Raw genomic sequence first — 26,496 nt, forward strand, 5'->3', positions numbered from 1 at the left:
CAGAGGCTCTTCCTTCGCACATTCTGACCGGTATAGAATTTCAGACAGCTAGGCTGGCTCTTTTTCTGCTTCAGAATCAACTTACTAGCAGAAGGTTTCCTGTTGCTGGGTAAATAAATTTTACCAAAGGCTTTTTTCTGGATATAGGTCTGTGTGAATATTAGCAAACAAGTGTGTATTTATACCTATGATATTGCATTTTATTTGATAAATTTGTCCGGGTATAAAAATTTGGATTATAGTTATTTAGCAAAGCGTCAGGGAGTAAGGCCTGGTGTGCTGTCTATCTAAAATTTTCTTATTCTATATGCCCTCTTATCAGGTAAAGGTAAGTATATACTTGTATATGTATAATATTAATTATATAAAATATAAATTAGTTGCAATTGGATTAAAACTCCAAGGGGTGCTTAAATAAACTTGGAGGGGCGTGCATGAAAATACGATTACTACTACTCTTAATCTTCCTTTTATCTCAGTCAAAAGCCTTCTCCCAAGTAGCGCCAGCCTTCAAATCATTGCAGGGTATTTCCATTGCAGCAGGGGCAGGTTATGAAAGCAAAGGCAACAGCAAAATAGAAAAAGGTGTTCTTAGAGCTGGATCCAACTCAAAAGGAGCCTGGGCCGAAGTGGGCAGAGTGTACGCTGATTTGCAGCGGCAACAACCCACCGCTACCTTGAACGCCACAGCCCTGTCAGGTGGTAAGTTGCAACCCGGGGTGTACCGGATTAAAGGAAATGTGCATCTTCAAAAGTCCCTGGAACTGTTAGGGAGCAAATCTCCTAACGGTGTGTTTGTGTTCCAGGTAGAAGGAGACATGCAGGTTGACCCCGCTGTAAACATTGAACTGCGTCAGGGTGCCAAGGCGAAGAACGTTTTCTGGCAAGTAGCAGGCTTGGTAACAGTAGGTTCCCAAAGTTCTTTCAAAGGAACTGTAGTGGCAGCTAACAACATTACTGCCGGGAAAAACGCCTCTTTTGAAGGAAAGCTGTTAAGTACAAACGGGAAAATTACCCTTTCCAACGCCAGGGTAACAGATCATGGAAATGAATGCTTCTCAGATTTGGAAGTAAAACAGGTGGTAAGCGAGGGTCCGTACCGGGTTGGCTTATTAGTTACTTATACCATTACCCTCAAAAACTTGGGTCCTGATGATGAGAACAACGTGGTGGTGCATTTTGAAATGCCATCCGGGATTCAGTACCTGAGTTCCACTACTTCCCAAGGTTCCTCTTTTAATCAGTTTGAAGGATGGAGAATCGCCAAGTTCCCGAAAGGAAGCGAAGCCACCATGGTTGTGCAGGCAAGAATCATGAGAACCGAATTCTCCACGACTGTAGCCACCGTGACCGGCGACTGTGCCGACCCTAACATCAAAAGCAACACGTCTGAATTATCTATCTGCGCCACTCCCTCTAAGCCCGGGGAGATTTCTGGTTTAACCTCTCTTTGCGTAAATACCCCCGGAAACGTGTACCGGATAGAGCCAATGAGTGGGGCCCGTAAATACAACTGGACCCTGCCCGAAGGGTGGGCCATCACGTCGGGGCTGGAAACGAATTCTATTACCGTTACTACCGGAAGCGCGGAAGCCAATGGAACCATCACGGTGAGAGCGGTGAATGCCTGCGGAGATGGTCCTGAAACCGTATTGGCGGTTAGTACGGTTTCTTTCCCTCCTCCTACACCTTCTGCAATCTCAGGCCCCCAGGAAATCTGTTTAGCCCCGGATGGAATTGTTTATTCCATCAATACTGTGGCCAGTGCGGTTTCCTATTCCTGGGAGTTGCCCTCCGGTTGGTCCATTGTAAAAGGGCAGGGAACAACTTTCATTACCGTAAATGCAGGGTCTTCGGGAGGAAAAGTAAAGGTGACGGCTGAAAATGGCTGCGGGAAAAGCGCCAGCAGTGAAATACAGGTAACTGTTTCTCCGGCGGCTCCGCTGAAACCAAACGCTATCTCAGGGCCAGGCCAGGTTTGCGCCAACTCTGACGGAAACACCTACGAAGTACCGGCGGTGCCGAATGCCACCAGCTATACCTGGACCATTCCGGCTGGCTGGAGCATTGTTGCCGGACAAGGTACCAATAGAATCACAGTACGCTCCGGCTCCTCGGCCGGCGACGTAACTGTAACCGCGCAAAACATTTGTGGAACCAGTGCTGTCACATCGCTGCCGGTTACCATTGCCTCAGCAGCCCCTGTAGTTGGAGCAATTTCGGGAGAAACAGCTTTGTGTCTCTCAACCGCAGAGCATGCCTATTCTGTTGAAGAGGTAGAGAATGCCACTACCTATACCTGGAGTGTGCCCGCTGACTGGCGGATTTTATCTGGGCAAGGCACCCGCAGAATCAACGTGAAAGTTGGCTCTAGTGGTGAGGTTAGATTGGTAGCCTCAAATGCCTGCGGAAACGGGTCAGCAGTACCCTTGAAAGTAGCGGTAGGCGCCGGGCCACCAGCAACCCCGGGTACTATTTCAGGAATGATTGCTCCTTGTAAAGATCAGGAAAACTTAGTCTATTCAGTCTCTGCCGGAGCAGACGTAGCCACCTATACCTGGACCGTTCCCCAAGGCTGGACCATCATCTCGGGGCAAGGCACACAATCCATTACCGTAAAAGCAGGTTCATCCGCCGGAAACATTTCTGTGATTGGGGCAAACGGGTGCGGAAACAGTCCTGAGAGAACCTTGTCAGTAGCTCCTGCCCTTGCGGCTCCCGTGGTTCCAGCTTCTATTAATGGAGAGGCGGTACCGTGTGTTAATGGGCAGCAAACGTATTCTGTTCCTAATGCGGTAGAGGGCCTCACCTATACCTGGACAGTACCCTCCGGTTGGATCATTGTTTCCGGGCAGGGTACGGGCACTCTGACTGTAAACGCTGGAGCAAACCTTGGTCAAGTAACCGTAACGGCAAGCAATAGCTGCGGCCGAAGCGCGTCAACCACCATGGAAGTTACGCCTACCACGGGTGCACCCGCTTTAACGGCGAGCATTCAGGGAGAGGTAGCGGTGTGTGGCAATACAAATGAACTTACTTACAGCATCTCCTCCACCAATGCTGCTTCTTCTTTCCAGTGGGAGGTTCCAACTGGCTGGACCATTATAAGTGGGCAAGGAACCCGCGAAATCAAAGTTAAAGCAGGCACTTCTAATGGTACCATTCAGGTTTCGGCCAGAAATGGTTGCGGACAGAGCACAACTCGTTCCTTGGCGGTAGCCATCTCTTCAGTACTTCCTGCAACACCGGGTCAGATAACAGGGCCTCCCAATGTTTGCGCTAACATGGGAGAAGTAACCTACTCTATAGCAGCCGTGACAGACGCCACCTCCTACATCTGGTCTGTTCCCGCCACCTGGACTATTGTGCGGGGGCAGGGTACTACTTCTCTGGTGGTGCGGGTAGGCACTATGGCAGAACAAGTGCAGGTAACCGCCACCAATGCCTGTGGCACCAGTGCCGCCTCAAGGCTGAACATAGACATGTCTCAAGCAGCGCCAGCCCCCGTTGGCCCTATTACTGGAGAAAAAGCATTTTGTGCTTCTTCCACCACGCGTACCTATACCGTGGCTCAGAACGAAGAAGCTAAAACCTTTACCTGGTCTGTTCCGGCTGGTTGGACCATTGAATCTGGGCAAGGTACCAGGTCCATTAGGGTGGTTCCTGGGTCAGTGGGAGGTTATTTGAAAGTGGTCGCCTCCAATTATTGCGGAAGCACCTCAGACTCTACCAACATCACCATCTCTCAGCCGCTTGCAACAGACCCTATTACTATCAACGGCACGAAAGCATCCTGCTTGACTACTGCCCCGGCCACCTATTCCGTAACAGCAGTTTCAGGCGCCACTCAGTACAGCTGGACTGTTCCTGCTGGCTGGGAAATCCTTAGCGGGCAAAACACCCCTTCTATCCAGGTAAAAGCAGGAGCAGGAAGCGGGAATGTGTCTGTTGCAGTGTCCAACACGTGTGGATCCAGTGTTTCTGGCAGCATGGCCGTTAGTGTCTCCAGCACAGAGCCCTTTAGCCTTGGGGCCATTGCCGGGCAGTCTGCCACCTGTGCTACCACACGGGTAACCTATCAGGTAGCCGCTGATGCCAATGTGAACACCTACACCTGGACAGTGCCCGCCGGCTGGACACTTGAGTCAGGGCAAGGAACAAACTCTATCACCGTAGTGCCAGGTAACGCAGGCGGAACGGTGAGCGTAACCGGCGAGAACGGCTGCGGGGTAGTCTCAAGCCCCAGTACCTTGCAAGTGCAAGTGCAGAGAGAACTGCCATTGAAGCCGAGTCCTATTCAGGCAACTGCTTTGGAACTTACTCCTTGTGCTGGTCAAAACGGCCTTGTTTTCAGAATAGACCCGGTAAACGGAGCCACGTCCTATGAGTGGTCTTTCCCGGCAGACTGGAAAATTGAATCAGGACAAGGAACAACCTCTATCACCTTAACTGCCGGAAGTTTGCCTGGGCAAGTAAGTGTGGTTGCCAAAAATGGCTGTGGCCAGAGCGAAAGCCAGGTAGTAGCGGTAACTCCCACCACAGGGGCACCAGTAATAAACGGTGACATTGAGGGAAGTGCCATGGTTTGCGCGAATGAAAATGGAGTCACCTACCGCATCAATGCTTCCGGGGCAAGCCAATACCTCTGGACAGTGCCTTCAGGCTGGAACCTGGTGTCAGGACAGAACACGAACACCATCACCGTTATTCCAACCACTACAGGTGGCGCCATTAAAGTTGAAGTGCAGAATGGTTGCGGGGTAAAGGCAGAGAAAAGTTTGGCGGTTACCCCTAGCACCGCAGGAACGTTGAACCCGGGCGTAATCAATGGCCCAGCTTCCTTCTGCGCCTCTCCTGAACAAGTGGTTTACACGGTAACCCAGGTGGACGGAGCAGTTGCCTATGAATGGACGGTACCTACCGGTTGGAGCATCATCAGCGGACAAGGCACTACCAGCATTACGGCCATAGGCCAGGCAGGTGCGGGACAGGTGAGCGTGAAGGCGGTAAATGGCTGCGGAAGCAGTGCCGCTGCTACGTTGGCAGTGACGGTGGCTCCTGGTTTAGGAACTGCCCTGGAGATCAAAGACGAGAGTACTGTTTGCGTAGGCAATCAATTCTCGGTTCCGGCCATTACTGGCGTGTCTTACAAATGGAGCATTGTTTCTGATTTGCCGGGTTGGTCCATCACCTCAGGCCAAGGGTCAAACAAGGTAACCCTGCAAGGTCCTGCTGATGCGCCTATGTCTTCGGCCAGAGTTGTGGTGGAGGCAAACAATGGAACCTGTTCCGTTACCTTGGCTGGAATGGACGTCACGCCCAGACATCTGGCCTCCCAGTTACACATCCCTAATGTTTTCTCCCCTAACCACGATGGCAAGAATGACCTGTGGGTAGTGAGAAATCTGCTGGAGTTTCCGGAGAACGAACTGGTGATCATGAACCGCTGGGGCAGTGAGGTGTACCGCATGAAGAAGTACCGCAACAACTGGAACGGAAGCGACCTCGCCGAAGGTACTTATTACTATGTACTGCGCGTACGTCTCTGCGAAGGTCAGGAAGTGACGCACAAAGGCTACGTAACTATAATGCGCTAAGCAGAGATGACGAGAATGAAGAAAGCAATAAAATCTGTCTTAGTGCTGGTGAGCTTGCTGGGGCTTTCCCAGGTTAGTTTTGCGCAGCAAGATACTCAGTTCACGCAGTACATGTTCAATGGGCTGTTGTTGAACCCTGCCTACGCCGGAAGCCGGGGGTTTACCAGCGTGGTGGGGTCTCATAGAAGCCAGTGGACTGGCCTGGAGGGGGCACCCGTAAGCCAGACCTTGAGTGTTGACGGAAACGTGAACCGGAAACTGGCCGCGGGCTTTCTCATCACCAATGACCGTTTAGGCGTGCAACGTTTCACAGAGGCCTCTTTCAATTCCGCTGTGCGGATTACCTTGACGCCCAGAACCCGTTTGGCGGTGGGTATCTCTTTAGGTGCCACGCAACAGACCCTGGATGGTACCAGGCTTGATCCGGATGAACGCGAGGACACCGCCATCCCGATGGGAATAGAGCGGGCTATCAAACCAACCGCGCGCGTAGGCGCTTACCTGTACAGCACCCGGTTCTACACCGGCCTTTCTTTAGGCAATGTGGTCTTTTTTCAGAACGGGTTACCCACAGATCCTAACCCTCACTTGTTTTTGACCTCGGGTGGAGTATTTGACCTGGGCCGAAAGATGAAGTTACGGCCCAGTATGCTGTTCAAGGAAGATTTCAACGGGCCGGCTGCCCTGGACCTGAATACCTTTCTGTTGTTCAATGAGCAGATCTGGCTGGGAACTTCATACCGCACTACCCTGAACATTTTCAACAATCGTGAATTTGTTTCCAATACCCGTTTAGGAAATGCTTTGGCAGTTTTGCTGGAACTACATCCTTCCCCGCTCATGCGGATTGGGTATTCCTATGATTTTTCTTTAAGCGAACTGCGCAGCTACTCCAGCCATGAAATTTCACTTGGCTACAATTTTTTGAAGAAGAAGTATGGCCGGATGTTGACTCCGCGGTACTTTTGATGTACTAACACTGAATGTGCTTTGGGGCTGTTTTTAGAAAAACATCTTCAACACATCTGCATTTAACCACCAACTGGTGCAAGAACTGGAATTGTGAAGATTTTTTACCTCTTATTGCTGCTTTGCGTGACCCTCTGGGTGAGACCTTCTGCCATTCAGGCGCAGGCAAACCAATCCAAGGCAGACAAGCACTACAACAACTTTGACTACGCCCTTGCGCTGGATGAATACAAGAAATCGCTGGACAAGGGACAACCTTCGCTGCACGTCACAGAGCGCATAGCCCATTGCTATAGGCTCATTAACCAGCCTGGTTCTGCGCAGTTCTGGTACCGGCAGGCACTGGGGTTTCCGGGAGCAGCACCCATTAACCTGTACTACTACGCCAACGCGTGCCGCCAGAACGGAGAGTACACCATTGCCAAGCATAATTACCTGCGTTTTGCCGACCAAGTGCCAGACCGCCGCGACGAAGCCCTGAAGCTGGCCCGGGCCTGTGACTTGGCCATGAGTTGGATAGACCGCCCCTTAGGAATAGACGTGGTGCCAGACAGTACCCTCAACACCACCTTCGCTGATTTTAGCCCGGTCTTTTACCGCGATGGCCTGGTCTTCTCCTCTGACCGTGGCCGTGGGCACAATGCCTCAGACCAGAAAGTGTATGGCTGGACCGGCACACCCTACCTGCAGTTGTACTACGCCGATCGGAAAGGGCCAAGTTCCTGGGGCAACATCAAACCCATGGAGAAAAACATCAATACTCAGTTTCACAACGCCATTTCTACTTTCTCTCCAGATTTCAACGAGGTCTTCTTTACCCGCACCAAGCAGGTGAAGAACCGGGTTCTCCCGGAGGAATTAAGAAGCGAAAGCAACTGGCAACGCTACTCCAAAAAAGACGAATTCATTAACCGCTTGGAAATCTACAGCGGCACCTTCTCCAAAGGCAAATGGCAGGACGTGAAAGCCTTCCCGTTTAACCAGGGAGAAAGTTACTCAGTGGGGCATCCGGCACTCTCACCGGATGGACAGATTCTCTACTTTGTGTCTGATATGCCCGGCGGCCACGGCCAAACCGACATTTATTTCAGTGAGCGCCAGAAAGACGGCAATTGGTCTACGCCCGTGAATGCCGGACCTACCATCAATACCAGTGGCAAAGAGGTTTTCCCGGTGGTGCATGCAGACGGAACCTTGTACTTCTCCTCAGATGGGCACATAGGCATGGGCGGCCTGGATATCTTCTCCGCCGAAGGCAGCCGTGCGTCCTGGACTAACATTGAGAACCTGTACTACCCGTTCAACTCCCCGCGCGATGATTTCGGGCTGATTTATGAAAAAGACGGCAAAAGTGGCTATCTGTCCTCTAACCGCGAAGGCGATGAAGGATCAGACAACATCTACCGTTTCAAACCTACTGAGATCCCCTGTAAACTTGCGGGGGTAACCTATGTAAGGGTCCCTAGCCGCAATGGGCGGGCGCGGCAGGTGCCGTTAGGCGAGGTGAACCTGGAAGTGATTGTGAACGGTGACACGTCCAGCCCGATGCAATACGAGTCTGATGCCAACGGTCGCTTCTTATTCGCCGTGAACGCCAACCAGACCTATACCATTAGAGGCAGCAAGAAAGGCTATCTGACCCGCACGTTCCACGTGATGCCAGACTGCCGCAAGGTAACAGATACCATTCAGATTGAGATGGTGCTGGACCGCGACACGCCTAACCGCCCTATTGTCTTGGAAAACATTTATTATGATCTGGACAAGCATACGCTTCGGCCTGAGTCTATTGTGGAGCTGGACAAAGTTGTGGGTATGCTCAGAGACAACCCTACCATCAAAATTGAATTAAGCGCCCACACAGATAGTCGCGAAACCCACAAGTACAACATGATGCTGTCGCAGTTACGCGCCGCCAGTGCCGTGAAATACATCATCTCGCAGGGCATTGACCCCAAACGCGTGGTAGACAAAGGCTACGGCGAAACCAAACTGCTGAACCGTTGTAAAGACGGGGTGCCGTGCTCAGAAGACGAACACCAACTCAACCGCCGCACCGAGTTCAAGATCATCAAGTAAGATCAAACACACGTCGCACTATTCTTCCCAAGAGTTCCTGATCCAGTGCCATCATGTGCCGGATCAGGAACTCTTGCCATTAGGGATATTTTAGAAAAAGGAAAGGTGCGTGGGCACAAATCAGATCTTCTCTTCCAGCCACAAGAAACCCAGTGAAAACACCAGGCCAAGACCGAAGATCCATAAAGGCAGGCTTTCTTCCCTGGTGAACTTGGAAGCGCCGGAAGTGCTAGCCGAGGCTACTGCGGCCTTTTGCAACGCTTGCTGCCGTAGGTGCAGCCGTTTCGTGTGCCAAGCCGTTTCTGAATGCACGTAAAAATTAGCCTTTGCTCCGGTCTTCTCCTGCAAAGAGTACCAGCCTTTGGTCTTCGGCCAGAGAGTGAAAACCTGCTGCGATGGCAAAAGCGGGGAAGCATAGGAGTAAGCATCTACAGCTGCTCCAGAAGCGGTTGCTAACGTTTTTTCTCCAACAGATGAAGAGCTGGCTAAGAAGGAAACCGGCTGTAACAGCTGAAAAGGTGCTGAATTCTGGTGAGGAGCAATGGCCAGAACTTCTTCTTCGGGCTTCGCCAGAGCTGTCAGAACTGTGGCCCAATACTGCTGATACAGCGCTTCTTTTCCTTCCATGACCAACGGAAACGTCTCTGGTACCAGACTGATGCCCACTTGTCCCATTCCTTTCCGGTAACGTAGCACCTGAGTTTGTGCTGGGTTCTGTTCCCAAACCAAAGGCTGCTGTCCTTCTCTGGGTTGTAAAATGGAATTGGACAGCGAAAGTACCGCATTGGCACTTGCTTGCTTGGGCCACCGCAGGGCTGCGCTTCTGGCCTGTTTTTCCGAAATCGTCCTGAAAACACCTTCCGTGAAGAAGTTAATGGGTTTGGGAGGCCTTTGTGAAATAGAGGTCAAAATCCCGAGGCCCTGCTGCCGCACGGCCTGTTGCAACGCTTGTTTCTCTCCGGCTCCCAGGCTTTGCAGCGTTACGTCATCCAAAAACACCACATCAAACTTCTGGAGCAAGGCAGGCGTGAGCCGGTTCAGGTTGAGAGTAGGCTGGTTCACCCATTCCGTGGCGTAAATGCCCTTACTCACCTGGTTCCGGACGGCCACCCGGTGTCCCTGTTCTGCCAAGGTATTCTTCAGGAATTTGCCCTCAAAAGACGGAGCCGAGGATAGCAGCAGCACATTCAATTTCCGCGGAGTCTTGACCGTAACCGGAAGTTCTTCTTGGTGAACAGAATCGTTCTCATCTTTCCAGCGGAGAGAGTACACAAACTGCCCTGCCGTTTTAGGGTTAAATTTTAAAGAAAACGACTGATCTGTGCCTTTTTTGACTTCCACAGAATCTCTGGGCAAGCCCGCTGCCTGTAGAAGCACTTTTACATTTTGCACCGTTGATCCATGAAATCTGCCCTGCACGGTAATCGTTTCTCCAACCGTGATTTCCTGCGGCCAGGAAGCTGCCATAACGCCTGCTGGTAGTTCTGACAGATGCGGCACCACCCGCAAAGAGCTCAACGCAGACAGTTCTTCGGCCGGAAGGCCATAGCCCAACACGTGCAGAGTCTTCACTGCAGGGTGTTCTTGCTGAAAAGACGCCAAGTCGGTGATTGTTTCAGCCTTCTTAGCCTCCGCACCAAAAGCATAGACCTGAGGTTTCGGCCGCAGGCGTTTTACTAATGCCTGGAGCGTGTCTGAATTATATCCTTCTGTGAGGAGAATAACTTCGGAGGCATTGTAAGAACGCGTGCTTTTTGGTGGCGCGAGGAGCAGCACGAGGCAGGCCACCGCAACCCAGGAAGCCAGCAGCCGCCAAGGAAACCGTTTACGGTCTGGGCGGTGCACGGCTAGCCAAGAGAACCACGCCCCCAGCAGAAGAGCTACACCCAAAAGAAGCGGTAACGGAAGGTTCATGGTTAGTTTAGCCGATTAAAGTAGTCCTGCGCCAGTTTCTTAGGAGTTCCAGAGGAAACCGGTTTCTGCGGCGATTTGGTAGAAACCGGCAGAAAACGATGCAGCGCAGCTTCTACCCGCGTGAGGCAATCGGCGCAAAGGGATCGTTCTGCCCTGATGTCTTGGGTGATCTGCCGCACACCCTGCAGCGCCCGCAGGTAAGCCCCAGGTTCCCGCACGGCGGCTTTGCCTAATTCCTGCCCGGCCTGCTCCAGTATGGCCGCATCTGAAGCCGTAGGTTTGATGCCTAGCCGCAGTTGCGCTACGCGTTGGAGGGCTTGACGGGTTGCGATGGCAGTTTCTGCAGGTGTTTCCTTGCGTTGGGCCTGGTACGTCTGCACTTTGCTAATATCGCCGGTGAGGCGTTTCTCAGGTTCCTTGAGGGGAGGCGGTTCAAACCCGCTTTTCTTCACGTACACCCGTGATTTCTGCTGCACGTCTTTGAGCATGCGCAGGGCTTTGTACTCAAACGGCAGGGCTTCTTTGGGCCGGGCGGTACGCAACCTGAGTTCTGCTTCCCACATCTGAGCCAGCGCGCCTTTGAGTTGCGCTTTGATGGCGGGTTCAAAGAACGTAGCAGCTTCTTCCTGGTCGTGCTTGTGCAGGTAGGGGTCCAGCAGCTCGCCCATTTTGGCTTCGTGCTCGCTAGCTCCCTGTTTAGGGAAATGGTCATGGCCGTCATCCAGGGTGTGGCCTTCGGCTAACTCTGGCGGCAATCCGGCGGCGCCAATGTTGGACTCAAACTCCTCGCCCAGGAACTTGCCGTAGCGCAGGCGCAGCAGCTTTTGGTCTACTCCAATGTTGTTGGACCGTTCCTGAAACACAGGTTGCGAAAGCCCTTTCTGCTCCTGCACTAGTTTCTCGGTGTCAATAATGATTTGGCGCTGACTCCGGAAATACTCTGGATTGGGGTTCACGCCCAGCGAGAGATCATCCATGGTTTCCACCACGGTGGTGTCCTCAATCTCCACCAGAAAGGCCTCAGTACGTGTGTAGCCCCGGTGATTGTCCCGTGCCTGAAGGTAGAAGTACAGCTCATCGCCGTAGGTCATGCCCAGTTGCTGCAAGTTCAGGGTTTGGTTTAGTTGCAGTTGCCGAGGTTGTCCGGCAAAGGAAAGGTTCAGCGGGATGCGCTGTTCCCGAAACTTCACTGCTTCGCCCTCGCCTTTGGCCACTGTGGCAATCAGTTCCGCAGATTGAAGTCCATACTCATCTCGAAGGGTGGCTTGCACCGTCACCCGTTGCGGCTCCCCGAACAGAATCTCGATGTACTGCTTCGGCTTTTGCACGGTAATGGACGGAGCCTCGTCAGGAATGACCTCTATGGAATAAAAGTCCGAGGCCTGCCCGTTCAGGCGCAAGTAATATAAGGAGGATTGGGTAACCGTAAGGGAGGCGGTGTAGGTGTTTTGCTGCCCAGATACTCGCCTCAGTTGAAGGGGCTTTTGGTTGCTCACCAGGTGCTGCAAAGAAGACGCCGCTTGGTTTGTCTCTACCGTCCAGGTTACCTGCGCACCAGTTTCCACTTTGAACGAAGGCGTAGTTACTGCATAGGAAGCCTTGCGGGTGTAGGAGGGCGGTGAGATACGGATGTTCATCTGCTCGATAGATGGCAGAATCGCTTTAGGCTGCATCACGGGTTCATTCACGTTGGTCGAGGTGCCGGGAGCAGAAGCCGCAGATTTGTTTTGTGTTTGCGTAAAATCAGGTAAAAACCAGAGGCTTACGGCTAAGGCTAATCCGACCATCAACATGATCCAGCCGCTCTTAAAGCTGACCGAAGCAGCTTCTTTTGGTGAAATCTGTTCCAGTATGGTGGCAACATGTTGCCGTTGCAGCTGTGGTAATACCCCTAATTGTTCATCAGGCTGGAGTAGCAATTCAGTGCTTTCTTCCAGTTGCGGGTACCTCCAGTTTAGGTGCCGCGCTATTTTGCCTAGGTCTGTTCTCTTTTGACGTTCACGCCACCGCATGGCTTGTAACCCAATCGTCAAAAAAACCAAAAGCACACCTGCTGTTCCTCCGCCCACTCCGCCCCAGTCGCGGTACATCCACACCAGCAAGGGTGCTATCACGCCTACTTCCTGCAGCGCCAGTACACCCGCTTTCTGGCGGAGGTACTGCTTCCGTACCTGTGCCAGAATGGTCGTAGATGGGGTAATATGGGAGGTAAGGTGAGGCAAGTTTTAGTTAAACAGGCGGTGAATAGAGTTAAAAATACAGAATAAGTCTAGTTGAATCATAACGTCATTCTCTCATTTGTCATCTTGGAAAGATCTTGTGGGCGAACTAAAACGGCTTTGTAGTTAATGCTAAAAATTAGTTTCAACCAAAAGTTAAAACTTTACCATGTTTATTCCTCCGTATCTATAGCTCCCTTTAGGTAACTTATCTAAGAACCAAGCAAAATGCTTAGGGGGAGAAATGGTGGAAATTAAAGTTTTCAAAATGCCTCTGACGCTAATAATTTCAGGCAGTTCTTTATTTTGATAGCGGTCATTCAAAGGCTCCCAATAGGAGTAAATTCTGTATGAGTTGGCATTTGCAACTTCAAAAACAAATGTATTGCCATCAAGCCCTTGAGGGTAGTTCTCCAGCTCGTGAGAGTCTTTTAGAGTCTCAATGTTGAATTCATAAAAGGAGTCTAATAAGTGCATAACTGACGAATCAGGAATTTTGATACTATGGATTATCAACTCTTCCTTAGGTTTCTTTGGGGTGCCAGATCGTTTCGTTACAAAATTCACTAATAAGCCATTAAAAGTAGAGTCTGCTTTCTGTTCCAAATGAACAAGTTGATAATCTGTCCAGATTCTATAAACTTTAATATTTGTAGTGGAATCAATGCTCTCTATGCCAAGCGACTTGATATGATCATTGATATATCCTTTTACATAAGCCTGCTGTTGGTCAATTTGCGCAGTTGCTGAATAGCTTAAGAAAAAGAGAATAAGAATAGTAGTAAGCTTCAATCTTTTGATACTGACGTTAATAAATATTTTAAAACCATTGTTTTCATTTGCCCAAAAGCTCCATTTAAGATGACAAAGCTGAAGTGATTCTATCTGCCACCTAATTTGTAAAAAAGGTTATTCCATAGTTCTATCATATTTTGCTCGCCTTTCTCCCCGCCAGCCACCGCTCCAATGCCAGCAACAATGCCAGCACTCCCACCAACCACGGTTTCAAATCAAGCATCTTCTCTGTTTTAGGCGCAGTTTCTGGAATAGTGCCGGTAAACGCCCGGGGCTGTTCCGTCTCTTTCAGCAACGTACGGGTGTCAAAACGAGTACGCCAGGAGGTTTCTTCCGGAAAAAGCAGCCGCAGGAGCAGTTCCGGGAAGTGTCCAGTATTGGGCAAGTCGTTCCAGGCAGGGTGAAAGCGGCTGTAGAACCGGTAATGGGTTTGCAGCGAGTCTTGCTCTTGGGTAAGCATGGGGTTCCCGAAGCCGTCTTGCCACAGAACTTCAGCGGCTAGTTTCTTTGAAGCCGAGGTGCGTTGGTGTAAAGGGACGGGCTGCGCAATGCTAGAAATTTGCAGCCAGCTTTCTGCTTTTTGGATGCGGCCACCGCCAGGGGCATCTTGCAGGGTTTTTAGCTTCTTTTCTGGAAAACGGGCCAGAAAGGGAGCAAGTGGTTCATCGGTTAACCAGAAAACCCAATCAGGACCCGTATACGGGAGGGCCTGGGGCTCAGAGGAAAGGGTTAGGGTATAAGCTATGCCTTTATATTTCAGGGCAGTTTGCAAGGCAGCTCGCATGTACCGCGCATCGGCTTGCCGGGATTTTGAATGGCGTACCAGCACTTGCAGCAGTTGTTTGGGCAGCGGAATGGAATTCCTGGCACCGTCTAGTAAAGTGAGAGAATCAGTGGTGGCGTGAGAAGTAAATTTTACGGCTGGGGCATCAGGTACGGTGATCGTCTGTCCGGCGATGGGTTTGGCGACTTTTCGCTCCAGAAACGTCACCTCTTGGGCATCGCTTTTCCCGAAGCGCAGCAGCAGTTGCCCTGAGGTGGTATAGTACGCCTCCTGTAGCCAGGTGTTGGTTTGCGGAACGCTTACCGGAACCCAGGTAATGCCAGAGCGCACAGAAGGGAGCTCGCCACGTTGGTGCCGAAGCAGATCGGTGGCGAAGATCCAGGCTTGGGCGTTGGGTGGTAGGCTTCGATTGAGCACGCGCAGCATCGCCCAGGCGTTGGTGGTGTCAGAAGGCAGACTATCTGATTGAAAGGTTTGGAGAGGCGTTTCCTCGTTCAAGGCTAGTTTAGGGAAACTAGGCTGTAAACGGTGCACTTGCCAGCCTTTAAACGCCAAAGAGTCTACGGTGGCAGCAATCTGCGGAAGGTAGCGGGAGTGCAGCAGTTCGGGGTGTAAATAGACGTGTTTCTCTTGAACGGCGGGTACTTCGTGCTTCCAAATGGGACCAGCTAGTACCCCGGCAAGCAGCACCAGAAGCAGGCAGCGAAGGAGTAGAAGCCAGGGCTCGGTGAGACGCAGACTGCTCAGTTTTCGGCTTTCAGAGGGCTGGAGCCAACGGATACTGCCTACCAGAACCGTATGGGGCGGCTTTTTATTCCACAAGTGAATGGCAATGGGTACTGCCACGCTGGCGGCGGCCCACAACCACGCCGGATTCAGGAACTGGAACAAACTAAGTAAGAAGCTTCAAGGCGTAAGACATAGACAGCAGAACGGGTCCGCAACATCCAATATAAAGACAGAACGCTGAATATCCTAGTCCGCAGAGAAACGAAGGGCAAGGAGCTGTTTAGGAGGGCTGGTCGGCACCCGGCAGCAAGTGGGTTTTGAGGTGCCGGTCATAGAGCATGATGGAACCCGCTGAGGCCACGTTCATGGAACTGGTGCCGGGCAGTTGCACCAGGTGGTGGCACCTCGTCCGCACTGCATTGGAGAGGCCGTGGTCTTCAGAGCCCAACAGGTAAATGCACCGCTCGGGGTGTTGAAACTGTTCTACGAGCACTGCTTTCGCGTCCAGCTCTACACCCACCAATTGGCAACTGTAGGGCAGGTGCTGGTAGAAATCATCAAAGTCTGTATAGTGGAACAGCGGAATTTCCTTCCAGCTTCGGCCCGTGTCTGAGGCCTGTTTCTTGTACCGTCGGCCGATTGTAAACAGGAAACTAGCCCCCAGGATGGAAGCCGACCGCCAGAGCGTGCCCACGTTTTCCTCGGTCTTCGGTTCCATAATCCCAATCCCGAAATAGCCTTCATACTGTGCCTTGTTTCGCGTCATAGTGCTGCGCCTCCGCAAAAGTGTAGCTGCTGAAGGCAGGGCAAAGATAAGAGTACCCTGCTCCTTTAGAGGTAGTTTCTATAAATCAAGCCCAAAACACCTTTTCGGAATTTTCTAAATAAGTGCAAAGGAAACCTGACCACAACCGGAATGGCTGTCCAGAACTGGACACTTTTGATTTAGGTATATTGATGTAATATATTGATAATAAATATATTATAAGTTGGCATGTTGCTTGGATACCTAATGGTGGCAAACCAATGTCAACCATGGATAGAGAAATTCCCCAAGCCCTCGTACAGAAAACCAAGCGCCGCCGCATCTGGCAGGTAGGTGTGGTGGTAGTGGCCGTGCTGCTGGGGGTGCTGGCGTTCCGGTCAGTGCTTCAAACCAGAGTAGCCAAATCTGACCTCCGCGTAGCTACGGTAGAAGTGGGTGCCGTGGAAGCCTCCCTCACCGCTACTGGCGTGGTGGTGCCCGAGAATGAAGAAGTCATTGCCAGTCCCATTCTAGCCAAGATTGAGCGCGTGCTGCACACTCCCGGCGACCGCGTTTCGGCCAACGAACCTTTGCTGCAGCTGGACAAGCAGACGTCGCAAACTACCTTTGACAAACTCAGAGACGAGCGGGAGTTGAAGCAAAACAAAACCGCCGAGTTGGAGAATACCCTGCAGAAAAATGTCAACCAACTGCGCTCCCGCTATGCCGTGCAGGAAGTTCGGGTGAAAAGCCTGCAAGCCGCTTTAGACGATGAAAAGTACCTGCTCTCCATTGGCGGTGGTACCCAGGAAAACGTGAAGAAAGCCGAGCTGGACCTGAAAGTAGCCAGCCTGGAGTTAACCCAGTTGCAGCGCCAGATTCAGGACGAACAGGCATCTGCCAGAATAGGCATGAAATCCGTGGGCTTTGAACTTGAAATGCAGAGCCGCGACATAAGCCAACTGCAGCGCCAATTGGCTCAAGCCGATATCAAAGCGCCCCGTTCCGGGGTGGTAACCTGGGTGAACGAGGAAGTAGGCGCTACCGTGAACGCCGGCGAGCCTGTGGCCCGGGTAGCCGACCTGAGCAGCTTCAAAATCAAAGCTACCATTCCAGACACCTACGCTGAGCAAGTGAAAGTAGGCGGCCCCGTAACAGTGCGCATCAACGAGACCGATTTACGCGGCGAGATCGCCAACGTGCAGCCCAAAGTGGAAAACGGCATCATCACCTTCTATGTGCGTCTGCAGGAGAAAAACCACCAAGCCTTGCGCTCCAACCTTCGGGTAGAGGTATTTGTGCTCACCGATTTCCGGCCGAACGTGCTGCGCGTGAAAAATGGTCCTTTCTATACCGGCACCCCAGAACAGGCGGTGTTTGTAATGCAGGGCGACAAAGCGGTACGCCGCATGCTGCGCACCGGCGCCAACAATCTGGATTTTGTGGAACTGCAGGGTGACATCGCCGCCGGCGAACAGGTCATCATTTCCAACACCAAGGAGTACGCGCATCTGGAAGAACTGCACCTCACCAATGATTAACGGACGCTGATCATGAAAACAACTCTAACTCTATTATATATAGTGTTCCTAAATATTCTGATGACAGCCGTAGCGCAGGCCCAAACGCAGCCTTCCGCAACTGAGCCCGCCCGCAGATTGACCTTGCAGGAAACCATTGATCTGGCCCTCGGCTCCTCCATCGCCAGCAAACAAGCCGCCACCAACAAGACCAGCAGCTATTGGGAGTACCGCTCATTCAGAGCAGATTATCGTCCGCACCTGACCTTGCGGGGTACGCTGCCCGATTTTTCCCGCAGCATCATCCCCGTGATTCAGCCCGATGGGACTACGGATTTCAGGGCCGTTTCCATCAGCAACTCAGACGTGTCTTTGTCCTTGGGTCAGTCAGTGGGGTTAACGGGCGGGCAGTTCTTTGTGTCTTCGCAGAGCCAACGCTTTGATGATTTCAATCAGGGAGTACGGCGCTACAATTCTTTTCCGGCCATCATCGGGTTCCGGCAGCCCATCTTCGGGTACAATGCTCTGGCTTGGAACAAGAAAATCGAGCCGCTGAGCTACCGCGAATCTGAACGCCAGTTCATAGAAGACCGCGAAACGGTGGCTACCACCACTACCCAACGTTTCTTTGAAGTGCTGCTGCAACAGGTGAACTACGAAATCGCCAGCAAGAACGTGGAAAACAACCAAGCGCTGTTCAAGGTGGCGGAGGAAAAGCATCGGCTGGGCCGCTTGTCCAGAAACGAACTGCTGCAACTGAAGCTGAGCCTCATGAACGCGCAGTTAGCCCAAGCGCAAGCCGCCACCGAGTTGAAAACCGTAGCCATGCAATTCTCAGCTTACGTGGGATTGCAGAGAGGCGAGAAAATAGCAGTAGAAGCTCCCAATGTGGTGCCGGCCCTGCAGGTAGAAGAGCAACTCGCGTTGGACCAAGCCTGGTTAAACCGCAAAGAGCGCTTCCAGTTTGAACGCCGGGTGCTGCAGGCCCAACAGCAGGTCGCCGAGGCCCGCGGCAAAGGGGGCTTCAACGCCGATCTGTACGCCACCTTCGGGTTAACTAAGAGCGCCAACAACTTCTCTGAAAGCTATGCCCAACCCGAAAACCAGCAACAAGTGACGCTCGGTTTTAGCGTGCCCATTGTAGACTGGGGTCGGCAGAAAGCCAGCGTGAAAACCGCCGAGGCCCAGCTGCAACTCACCCAATACACCGTGGAGCAGGAGCAGACCAACTTTGAGCAGAACGTCTACACGCAGGTAAACCAGATTGAACTCCTGAAGGAACGCCTCCAAATCACCGCATCGGCAGATTCCATTGCGCAGGAGCGCTATGACATCACCAAAGCCACGTTCCTGGTGGGCCGCATCAGCATCACAGATTTGAACATCGCCCTGCAGGAAAAAGACCAAGCCCGCCGTGCGTATATTACCGCCCTTCAGGATTTCTGGGTAGCTTACTATAGACTTCGGTCCCTTACTTTATATGACTTTGAACGCGGTCAACCACTACTCGCCAAAGAATAAGAACAAGCTATTTTGGGGCTGATTTTCAGAAAATAAACCTGAAATAATGCTAGCAATTTTTTTCTAATTCTTCCTTTGAGGGGAGATAAAGAGGGGTGTTTACACAGGAGAGCAAAAAAGCCTTCAAGAAAATGAATCAGCAATATGTGAGTCAGCAAATGTAAACATCCCCCTTCGCCCCCTTCAAAGGGGGAGTATCAGATACAGAAATAAACAGAAATAACACATCAGCACATTAAAGCATTAGCACATTAGAATATGATACAGTTAATCGACATCGAAAAAGTCTACCGCACCAAGACCATTGAAACGGTAGCCCTCAACCGCGTGAACCTGGAGGTAGAACGCGGTGAGTTTGTCTCCATCATGGGACCATCAGGTTGCGGAAAATCTACGCTGCTCAACATCATGGGGCTGCTGGATGAACCTACCAGCGGGTATGTGGCCATAGACGGCCAACCGGTGAAAACCCATTCAGACAGCAAGCTGGCCAAGCTGCGCAATGAGAAAATCGGCTTCGTGTTCCAGAGTTATCACCTGATCCATGACTTAAGCGTGGTGGACAATGTGGAGCTGCCGCTGCTATACCGCCCTGTATCGGCGGGTGAGCGCCGGAAGAGAGCGTTGGCTGCGCTGGAGAAAGTAGGCCTGAGTGCCCGCACCAAGCACTTTCCTAACCAATTATCGGGTGGTCAGCGGCAACGGGTGGCCATTGCCCGGGCTTTGGCTGGTAACCCTGAAATTATCTTAGCGGATGAGCCCACCGGAAACCTGGACAGCGTGATGGGCGACGAGATTATGGACATCCTGCTGCGCCTGAACCAGGAAGAAGGCACCACCATTGTAATGGTGACGCATGACGAGAACATGGCCCTGAAGACCAACCGCCTCATCAGGTTCTTTGACGGGCAGCAAGTGGCAGACTCCAGAGTACTAGAAGCCCAGATTTAACTATACGGTCATGTTAACCAATTATCTGAAAATTGCCTGGGCGGTGCTACAGCGCCGCAAGTTCTTCACCTTCATCAGTCTTTTTGGCATCAGTTTTACCTTGATGGTTTTGATGGTGGTGACCTCGCTCTTTGACCATGCCTTTGGGCCGCAAATGCCGGAGCGCGAGTCTGACCGATTGCTGTTTGTAAACAATGTGCGGGAGCAGTTCAAAGAAGGCTATAACAGCAGTGGTCCGCCTAGCTACCATCTCCTGAATACCTACGTGCGCCCAATGAAAACGCCGGAGAACGTCTCCATCAACTCTATTTTTATGCCGGTGAACAGCTATGTGAACAACAGAAAGCTCACGCTGGACCTGAAACACACCGATGCCGCATTCTGGGACATTCTGGATTTCAACTTCATAGAAGGCCGGGCATTTAGTGGGCAGGAAGTCGCCAATGTTACCCGCGTGGCGGTCATCAACCAGAATACCCGCAAGAACTACTTCGGAGAGAAGGAAGCCGTTGGCCAAATCATTGAGGTAGACCAAGTGAAATACAAGGTGGTGGGCGTGGTGGAAGATGTGCCGGTGCTGCGCCTGCACTCCTACGCCGATGTCTGGGTGCCCATCACCTTGAAAAGCCAGGATTTTAAACGCACGGGCATGAGAGGAACTTACTTCGCCACCATCAAGGCCAAAAAAGCCAGTGACGTGCCCAAGATCCAGGAAGAGTTCGCGTCCATGATGGTGCAGGCGAACAAGACCAAATCGAAGGACATTCAGCAAGTGTTTGCTTTCGCGGATGACATCTTCGGGACCTTTGCCCGCAGTTTTATGGGAGGGGGGAAAAAGGACGCAACAGGGCTTTTGTACGGGATCATTGCTTTGGCAGCCTTCCTGTTCATGCTCTTGCCTACTATTAACCTGGTGAACATTAACATCAGCCGCATCATGGAACGGTCTTCTGAGATTGGGGTGCGCAAAGCATTTGGGGCCTCTTCCAAAACCATCATTGGGCAGTTTGTGGTGGAGAATATCTTTCTCACGCTGCTGGGCGGAGTCTTGGGATTTCTGATTTCAGCGGGCGTGCTGGAGATGATCAATGACAGCGGCATTCTCGCTTACGCAAATCTGGGCCTGAACCTGCGGGTGTTTGCCTGGGGAATACTGCTTTGCCTTGTGTTCGGGTTGGTTTCTGGGGTGTACCCTGCTTTTAAAATGTCACGCTTAAACGCCGTAGAGGCACTGAAAGGAGGTTCCAAATGATACGCCACTTGTTTAAACTAATCTGGAATCAGAGGAAAAGTAATTTCCTTTTGATCACCGAAATCTTCTTTTCCTTTCTGGTGCTCTTTGCGGTGCTGAGTTTTATTTTCTACAGCTACCATAATTACACCCAGCCGCTGGGCTTCAAGTACGATAAAGTATGGCAATTATGGCTGAGCCCCAACACGGATTCCGCGGCGCATAACATAGCCGTTCAAGAGCAAATGATTCAGCGGGTACGCACCTTTCCCGAGGTGGAGTATGCCTCGCTCTCTAATTCTAATACTCCTTTTGCCTTCAGCATGATGAGCAGTGATTTGTCTTACAGAGGAAAGAAAGGCGTGGAGACCAACGTCTTTAATGTGCAGGACGATTATATAAATGTGTTCGACATGAAGGTGAGCCAAGGCCGGTGGTTCGGTCCGCAGGACAATGCCAGCTTGCATGACCCCATTGTAATCAACAAAAAGTTGCAGGAGGAATTGTTTGGTGACGAAGCGGCCGTGGGAAAACTGATTCGCATCAATGATTCCACCCAGTATGCGGTCATAGGCGTGGTAGACCATTACCGTTCTTACAGCGAGTTTGACCCTGAGAAAGCGGCCTATTTTCACCGCATCAACCTGGATAAGGACAAGAGCTCCATCTGGAACGGACTAGTCATCAAGGTGAAACCCGGCGCCGGAGTAGCTTTTGAGGAGAAGATGGTGCGCGAACTGTCCCGTATTGCCAAAGACTGGACCATTGAAGTAACTACCCAGGAGAAAATGCGCCAAAGCAAAGCTAAAGTGACTACTGTACCGATGGTGGCTTTAGGATTAGTGTGCGGATTCCTGGTGTTTAATGTAGCCTTGGGCTTGTTTGGAGTGCTGTGGTACAACATCAACCGCCGCTACGCCGAAATTGGGTTGCGGAGAGCCATTGGTGCCTCGTCTAAGCAAATCAGAAACCAGTTTGTAGGCGAAGTGCTGGTGATTGCCACCTTCGGGTTACTGCTGGGCTTGGTGTTGGCGGTTCAGTTCCCGCTGTTGCAAGTGTTCCAGCTTTCAGCCAGTATTTACTGGGAAAGCATTGGTGCCGCTGCCTTCGTGATTTTCCTGCTGGCTACCATTTGCGCAATCTATCCTAGCTACCAGGCATCTAAAATCTTCCCCGCCGTTGCCTTGCATGAAGAGTAAGATTGCTTCAATAAGCCGTTGCGTTTGGGGATTGTTTTTCAGGAAACAGGCGCCAAACGCAACGGCCATTTGTAGTGGTAAACTGGCTTTCTACTGGTGGGATTTTCCAAACCAATGTCAGCGGAAATGAGCCATAAGCAGGCACTACATTTTTACCCTTCTTTTCTGAAAAACAGCCTAAAAACATTAACTTCACCTACCCGCTCTAAGAACCCATGATCCTGATTATTGACGATGACGTAGCCGTACGGGCTTCTTTAAGTTTGTTGCTGAAACAAGCTGGCTACGCTACGGCCCAGGCCGCCGGACCCGAGGAGGCGTTGCAAGTGGCCGCCAAGCAAATGCCCCAATTGGCCCTCATGGACATGAACTTTTCCATGGAAACCACGGGTGAAGATGGGCTGCGTTTGTTAAGTCAATTGAAGCAGTTGTACCCAGCCGTGCCGGTGATCTTGATTACCGGTTGGGGCTCTATCAACCTGGCGGTGGAAGGTCTCAAAGGCGGCGCTGCCGATTTCATCACCAAGCCCTGGAACAACGAGGCACTGCTGCAATCCATCAAAACGGCGCTAGAGCTAGCCAAGCCAACCACCGAACCCACCAACGGCAAACTCACCCGCAAACAGCTGGACGAGCAGTACGATTTCTCTATGATTGTGGGCGAAGACCAAGGCTTGTTGCAGGTGTTGCGCAACGTGGGGCAGATCAGCGCCACCGATGCCTCGGTGCTCATTGAAGGCGACAGCGGTACGGGCAAAGAACTCATCGCCGAGGCCATCCACCGGAACAGTCACCGCAAGAAAGCACCGTTTGTGAAGGTGAATCTGGGCGGCATCTCTGCCAGCTTGTTTGAAAGTGAGATGTTTGGGCACCGCCGTGGCGCCTTCACTGATGCCAAAACCGACCGGGTGGGCCGCTTTGAGATGGCGAATAAAGGCACCATCTTCCTGGACGAGATTGGTGAGCTGGACTTGAGCAGCCAGGTGAAACTATTGCGCGTGCTGCAGGACCGCACCTATGAGGTCCTCGGCGACAGCCGCTCCAAGAACCTGGACATACGGGTGATCTGCGCTACCAACCGCAAGCTGCAGGAAATGGTGGCCGAAGGCAAGTTCCGAGAAGATCTGTACTACCGCATCAACCTGATCACGGTGAAACTGCCCGCTTTGCGCGAACGGTCGCAAGATATTCCCTTACTGGTGCAGCACTTTGTGAACAACCTCAAGCACACGTACCACAAACAAGCGTTGCAGGTGAGCAACAAAGCCCTGAAATGGCTGCGGGAACAGCCGCTGCCGGGCAACATCCGGGAGTTGAAGAACCTGGTAGAGCGTACGGTGCTGGTGAGCGGCAAGAGCCTGCTGGACGTGGAAGATTTCCAGAACCAATTACAGGGCGGTTTCAAAAAACTAGACCAGAAACTGCTGCCTTCAGTGGGCGCTATGACCCTGGATGAACTGGAGGCCGGCATGATCAAGAAATCCATGGCCTACTATAACAACAACGTGAGTAAAGTGGCCAAGGCTCTGGGCGTGAGCCGCGGCTCGTTGTACCGTCGTTTGGAGAAGTTCAACATCCCGTATGACGCTGCGGAATAAGTTTATTCTGGCGGCAGTCTTGTTGCACCTGGCGCTGGTGGTGCTGGCCTGGCAACTGCTGGACTACAACAAAGTGCTGTTTGTGGCCGCTGAGGTACTTATTGCCACCAGCATTTTCCTGACCACTAAACTTTACACTTCTTTTGTGCGGCCGCTCAACCTCATCGCGGCGGGCATTGAATCCATCAAGGATCGTGATTTTTCCATCAAATTCATGGAAACAGGCCAAAAAGAGGTAGACCAGCTCATACAAGTATACAACCAGATGATGGACGAGCTGCGTCAGGAACGGGTAGTGCAGACTGAGAAACATTTCCTGCTGGAACGCTTGATTGAGGCCTCACCTTCCGGTATCATCCTGCTGGACACCCATGACCGCGTAGCTGGCCTGAACCCCGCGGCGGCCACGCTGCTGCAAACCTCGGGCAAGAACATGGTGGGCAAGCCCTTGACCGAATTGCCGCACCACTGGGGAAATTCCCTGCCTAAACTTCCTAAAGACGAGCAGCGCATCATAAGGCCCAACGGCATCCAGACGTACCGCTGCCGTAAAATCCGCTTCCTGGACCGGGGGTATCACCGCTACTTCATCTTGGTGGAGGAACTCACGCAGGAGTTGCTGGAAAAAGAGCGCAATGCCTATGAGAAGCTGATCAGGATGATGTCGCACGAGATCAATAACTCCATTGGGGCGGTTAACTCTATTTTGAATTCCTTCTCGTACTTCGCGCCGCAACTGAACGAAGACACCCAGCCAGATTTTGAGGAAGCCTTGCAAGTCTGCATTACCCGTAACCAGAACCTCGCGGGTTTTATGGCCAATTTCGCCAATGTCGTCCGGATTCCACCGCCTACCAAACACGAGACCGATCTGCACCAGTTGCTGCAAGGCATCCACCGGCTGATGCTGCCCAGCTTTGAGCGGAAACAGGTTTGCTGGCAGTGGGACTTAGCAAAGGATGTTCCGCTTATTGCCTTTGATGTGCAGCAGATGGAACAGGTGCTTATCAACGTAGTAAAAAATGCGCTGGAAGCCACGGAGCCGGAAGGATGGGTAAAAGTGCAGACCATTGCCTCGCCGCCTCAGCTTCTGATCCAAGACAACGGCAAGCCGATCACGCCAGAGGTGCAGGAAAAGTTGTTCTCGCCGTTCTTCAGCACCAAAGCCAACGGGCAGGGCATCGGGCTTACTATGGTGCGCGAAATTCTGCTGCACCACGGTTTTTGGTTCTCCTTGCAAACCGGCCCTGATGGCCTGACTACTTTTCATATCCAGTTTTAGAGCTTGCCATCACCTTCGGCTCAGCAAAACATGCTGCTGTTTTCAAGCTGTTTTTAGAAAAGCGAGCTGAAACAAACTTAAAAAAGCTGTCCCTGAATAAACTGCTGTACCTTTTGAGGCCTAGGAAGCTGAAAACCAGTGCGTTTATCCAATTCCTCCATTAGGTACACCAAAGCAGGTGGCGCATCTAAGATGTCTTTCTGGTGCATGAAAAAGTAGACCGTGTGCAGGCCCTGCTCCAGCCATTGGTGCAGCCTGTCGGCCCAGGCTTGCAGGCGGGTGTAGTCTGAAGGCACCAAACCATGGCCGTTAAACCTTATCATGGCGGTAGAAGTAGTAAGGCGCATGTGCAACACATCACGTCGGCCAGCTACATCGGTGATAATGGTGGTGATTTGTCTTTCTGCCAAAGTTTCAAAAGCTTTCTGCGTCACCTTAGATTCCTTGAACCAGTTCTCGTGCCGGAGCTCTACTGCCAGTGGCACCTCTTTTGGGAAGTGGAGCAGAAATTTCTCCAGCAGGGGCCATTCGTCTGGCCCGAAGAAAGGAGGCAACTGCAGAAAAGCCATTCCCAGGCTGGGGCCTAACCCTAAAATAGCATCGCAGAAGAGCTTGGTAGGTTCGCCCACATTTTGCAGCAATTGGTCATGGCTGATGATTTGCGGAAGCTTGGGGCAAAAAACAAAACCCGTTGGCACCGCCTGGCGCCAACGATGAATGGCGCTGGCGTCTGGAATACGGTAGTGGGTGGTGTTCATCTCCAGGGTGTTAAACTGGCGCGCGTACCAATACAGTAATTGGGCGTCTTGTGCCCCGGCCGGATAGTAAGAGCCAATCCAAGGTTTATTAGACCAGGTAGGGCAACCCAGATAGAAAGAAGGTCGCGTAGGCCGTTGGCTTCTGGCAAGTATCTGCTGTGTAGCCGGGTGGTCTTGCGGTAGAGAGAAATCTACTTTGGAAATATCTGGGAGACGGCCGAAATCCATGAGTTTATGATATTGATTTATATCTATATACGTGCTAAAATCGGAGGTAAAAGCCTGTAAATGGAGGGCTAACGCTAAGTTTTTAAGAAAAAAACATTTTTATTTTTCCCATTCTATTTTTCCAAGGAATTAGTGCTGTTACGCCTATGTCATTTTAATCCAATTTAAGGAATAAAAATGGGGTGTAACGCCTCTATGCGCAGAAAATTTATTTGCCCAACCTCAATAATTTGGCATACTACCTTTTATGAAATTAGTTATATGTCTCATTTTGTAATTTGGATATTTAATCAAAAATATATTATTTAAACAAGTTTTTAAGAGTTGTAAAGTACTTGCTCACTGGTGGGGTACTTGTTAGGAAAGAAATTAGGCCT

16 protein-coding genes are annotated in these 26,496 nt (G+C 51.5%); 10 read left to right on the plus strand and 6 right to left on the minus strand.

What is annotated here, in order from left to right:
• Positions 1 to 434: 434 nt before the first annotated feature.
• The 3 genes from DC20_RS09525 to DC20_RS09535 all read left to right on the plus strand — a co-directional run bounded on the left by DC20_RS09525 (position 435) and on the right by DC20_RS09535 (position 8,645).
• A complete protein-coding gene (locus tag DC20_RS09525; protein WP_083470286.1) occupies positions 435 to 5,597 on the plus strand; it encodes an ice-binding family protein in 5,163 nt (1,720 codons plus the stop codon).
• Positions 5,598 to 5,612: 15 nt separating this feature from the next.
• Positions 5,613 to 6,566 carry a PorP/SprF family type IX secretion system membrane protein gene (locus tag DC20_RS09530; protein ID WP_062543624.1) on the plus strand — a complete coding sequence of 318 codons (954 nt, stop codon included), beginning with the start codon at positions 5,613 to 5,615 and terminating at the stop codon, positions 6,564 to 6,566.
• Positions 6,567 to 6,659: 93 nt separating this feature from the next.
• Complete coding sequence (locus DC20_RS09535) at positions 6,660 to 8,645, plus strand: OmpA family protein (protein ID WP_157593119.1); 1,986 nt, start codon at positions 6,660 to 6,662, stop codon at positions 8,643 to 8,645.
• A gap of 120 nt (positions 8,646 to 8,765) precedes the next feature.
• Here DC20_RS09535 and DC20_RS09540 read toward each other — a convergent pair whose 3' ends face one another.
• From DC20_RS09540 to DC20_RS09560, 5 genes are all read right to left on the minus strand, one after another.
• Complete coding sequence (locus DC20_RS09540) at positions 8,766 to 10,559, minus strand: hypothetical protein (protein WP_062543626.1); 1,794 nt, start codon at positions 10,557 to 10,559, stop codon at positions 8,766 to 8,768.
• A 2-nt stretch (positions 10,560 to 10,561) separates the two neighbouring features.
• The gene (locus tag DC20_RS09545) at positions 10,562 to 12,781 is read right to left on the minus strand and encodes a DUF4175 family protein (protein WP_062543627.1); all 2,220 of its coding nucleotides are present in this window, start codon (positions 12,779 to 12,781) and stop codon (positions 10,562 to 10,564) included.
• A 153-nt stretch (positions 12,782 to 12,934) separates the two neighbouring features.
• Complete coding sequence (locus tag DC20_RS09550; RefSeq protein WP_062543628.1) at positions 12,935 to 13,570, minus strand: hypothetical protein; 636 nt, start codon at positions 13,568 to 13,570, stop codon at positions 12,935 to 12,937.
• Positions 13,571 to 13,703: 133 nt separating this feature from the next.
• Positions 13,704 to 15,248, minus strand: coding sequence for a BatA domain-containing protein (locus DC20_RS09555; protein WP_062543629.1), 1,545 nt, complete (start codon positions 15,246 to 15,248; stop codon positions 13,704 to 13,706).
• Between the two features lie 118 nt (positions 15,249 to 15,366).
• Positions 15,367 to 15,852 (minus strand): RNA methyltransferase, encoded by a 486-nt coding sequence (locus tag DC20_RS09560; RefSeq protein ID WP_062543630.1) that lies wholly within the window; start codon positions 15,850 to 15,852, stop codon positions 15,367 to 15,369.
• 269 nt (positions 15,853 to 16,121) lie between these two features.
• On the opposite strand from DC20_RS09560, the gene DC20_RS09565 reads away from it, so the two are divergent.
• From DC20_RS09565 to DC20_RS09595, 7 genes are all read left to right on the plus strand, one after another.
• Positions 16,122 to 17,372 carry an efflux RND transporter periplasmic adaptor subunit gene (locus DC20_RS09565; RefSeq protein WP_062545891.1) on the plus strand — a complete coding sequence of 417 codons (1,251 nt, stop codon included), beginning with the start codon at positions 16,122 to 16,124 and terminating at the stop codon, positions 17,370 to 17,372.
• A 12-nt stretch (positions 17,373 to 17,384) separates the two neighbouring features.
• Positions 17,385 to 18,872 (plus strand): TolC family protein, encoded by a 1,488-nt coding sequence (locus DC20_RS09570; protein WP_071885423.1) that lies wholly within the window; start codon positions 17,385 to 17,387, stop codon positions 18,870 to 18,872.
• Between the two features lie 258 nt (positions 18,873 to 19,130).
• Positions 19,131 to 19,823, plus strand: a complete 693-nt coding sequence (locus tag DC20_RS09575) for an ABC transporter ATP-binding protein (protein ID WP_062543631.1) — start codon at positions 19,131 to 19,133, stop codon at positions 19,821 to 19,823.
• 10 nt (positions 19,824 to 19,833) lie between these two features.
• Positions 19,834 to 21,075, plus strand: a complete 1,242-nt coding sequence (locus DC20_RS09580; RefSeq protein ID WP_062543632.1) for an ABC transporter permease — start codon at positions 19,834 to 19,836, stop codon at positions 21,073 to 21,075.
• A gap of 50 nt (positions 21,076 to 21,125) precedes the next feature.
• Entirely contained in the window at positions 21,126 to 22,253 is a 1,128-nt protein-coding gene (locus DC20_RS09585) for an ABC transporter permease (protein WP_245652330.1), read from the plus strand.
• A gap of 215 nt (positions 22,254 to 22,468) precedes the next feature.
• Positions 22,469 to 23,851 (plus strand): sigma-54-dependent transcriptional regulator, encoded by a 1,383-nt coding sequence (locus DC20_RS09590; RefSeq protein ID WP_062543634.1) that lies wholly within the window; start codon positions 22,469 to 22,471, stop codon positions 23,849 to 23,851.
• Positions 23,835 to 25,133, plus strand: a complete 1,299-nt coding sequence (locus tag DC20_RS09595) for a sensor histidine kinase (protein ID WP_062543635.1) — start codon at positions 23,835 to 23,837, stop codon at positions 25,131 to 25,133. Before DC20_RS09590 ends, DC20_RS09595 begins: the two co-directional genes overlap by 17 nt.
• Positions 25,134 to 25,210: 77 nt before the next feature.
• Here the strand turns inward: DC20_RS09595 and DC20_RS09600 are convergent, their stop codons facing one another.
• The gene (locus DC20_RS09600) at positions 25,211 to 26,119 is read right to left on the minus strand and encodes a DUF72 domain-containing protein (RefSeq protein ID WP_062543636.1); all 909 of its coding nucleotides are present in this window, start codon (positions 26,117 to 26,119) and stop codon (positions 25,211 to 25,213) included.
• Between the last annotated feature and the right edge of the window lie 377 nt (positions 26,120 to 26,496).

The sequence above is a fragment of the Rufibacter tibetensis genome (assembly GCF_001310085.1).
In the GTDB taxonomy this organism is placed as follows: Bacteria; Bacteroidota; Bacteroidia; order Cytophagales; family Hymenobacteraceae; genus Nibribacter; species Nibribacter tibetensis.

Excerpts from the sequence above, each read along its gene's own strand:
- DC20_RS09525 (WP_083470286.1), top strand. The coding sequence starts at position 435 with ATGAAAATACGATTACTACTACTCTTAATCTTCCTTTTATCTCAGTCA.
- DC20_RS09530 (WP_062543624.1), top strand. The coding sequence starts at position 5,613 with ATGAAGAAAGCAATAAAATCTGTCTTAGTGCTGGTGAGCTTGCTGGGG.
- DC20_RS09540 (WP_062543626.1), bottom strand. The coding sequence starts at position 10,559 with ATGAACCTTCCGTTACCGCTTCTTTTGGGTGTAGCTCTTCTGCTGGGG.
- DC20_RS09560 (WP_062543630.1), bottom strand. The coding sequence starts at position 15,852 with ATGACGCGAAACAAGGCACAGTATGAAGGCTATTTCGGGATTGGGATT.
- DC20_RS09565 (WP_062545891.1), top strand. The coding sequence starts at position 16,122 with ATGGATAGAGAAATTCCCCAAGCCCTCGTACAGAAAACCAAGCGCCGC.
- DC20_RS09570 (WP_071885423.1), top strand. The coding sequence starts at position 17,385 with ATGAAAACAACTCTAACTCTATTATATATAGTGTTCCTAAATATTCTG.
- DC20_RS09575 (WP_062543631.1), top strand. The coding sequence starts at position 19,131 with ATGATACAGTTAATCGACATCGAAAAAGTCTACCGCACCAAGACCATT.
- DC20_RS09580 (WP_062543632.1), top strand. The coding sequence starts at position 19,834 with ATGTTAACCAATTATCTGAAAATTGCCTGGGCGGTGCTACAGCGCCGC.
- DC20_RS09590 (WP_062543634.1), top strand. The coding sequence starts at position 22,469 with ATGATCCTGATTATTGACGATGACGTAGCCGTACGGGCTTCTTTAAGT.
- DC20_RS09595 (WP_062543635.1), top strand. The coding sequence starts at position 23,835 with ATGACGCTGCGGAATAAGTTTATTCTGGCGGCAGTCTTGTTGCACCTG.
- DC20_RS09600 (WP_062543636.1), bottom strand. The coding sequence starts at position 26,119 with ATGGATTTCGGCCGTCTCCCAGATATTTCCAAAGTAGATTTCTCTCTA.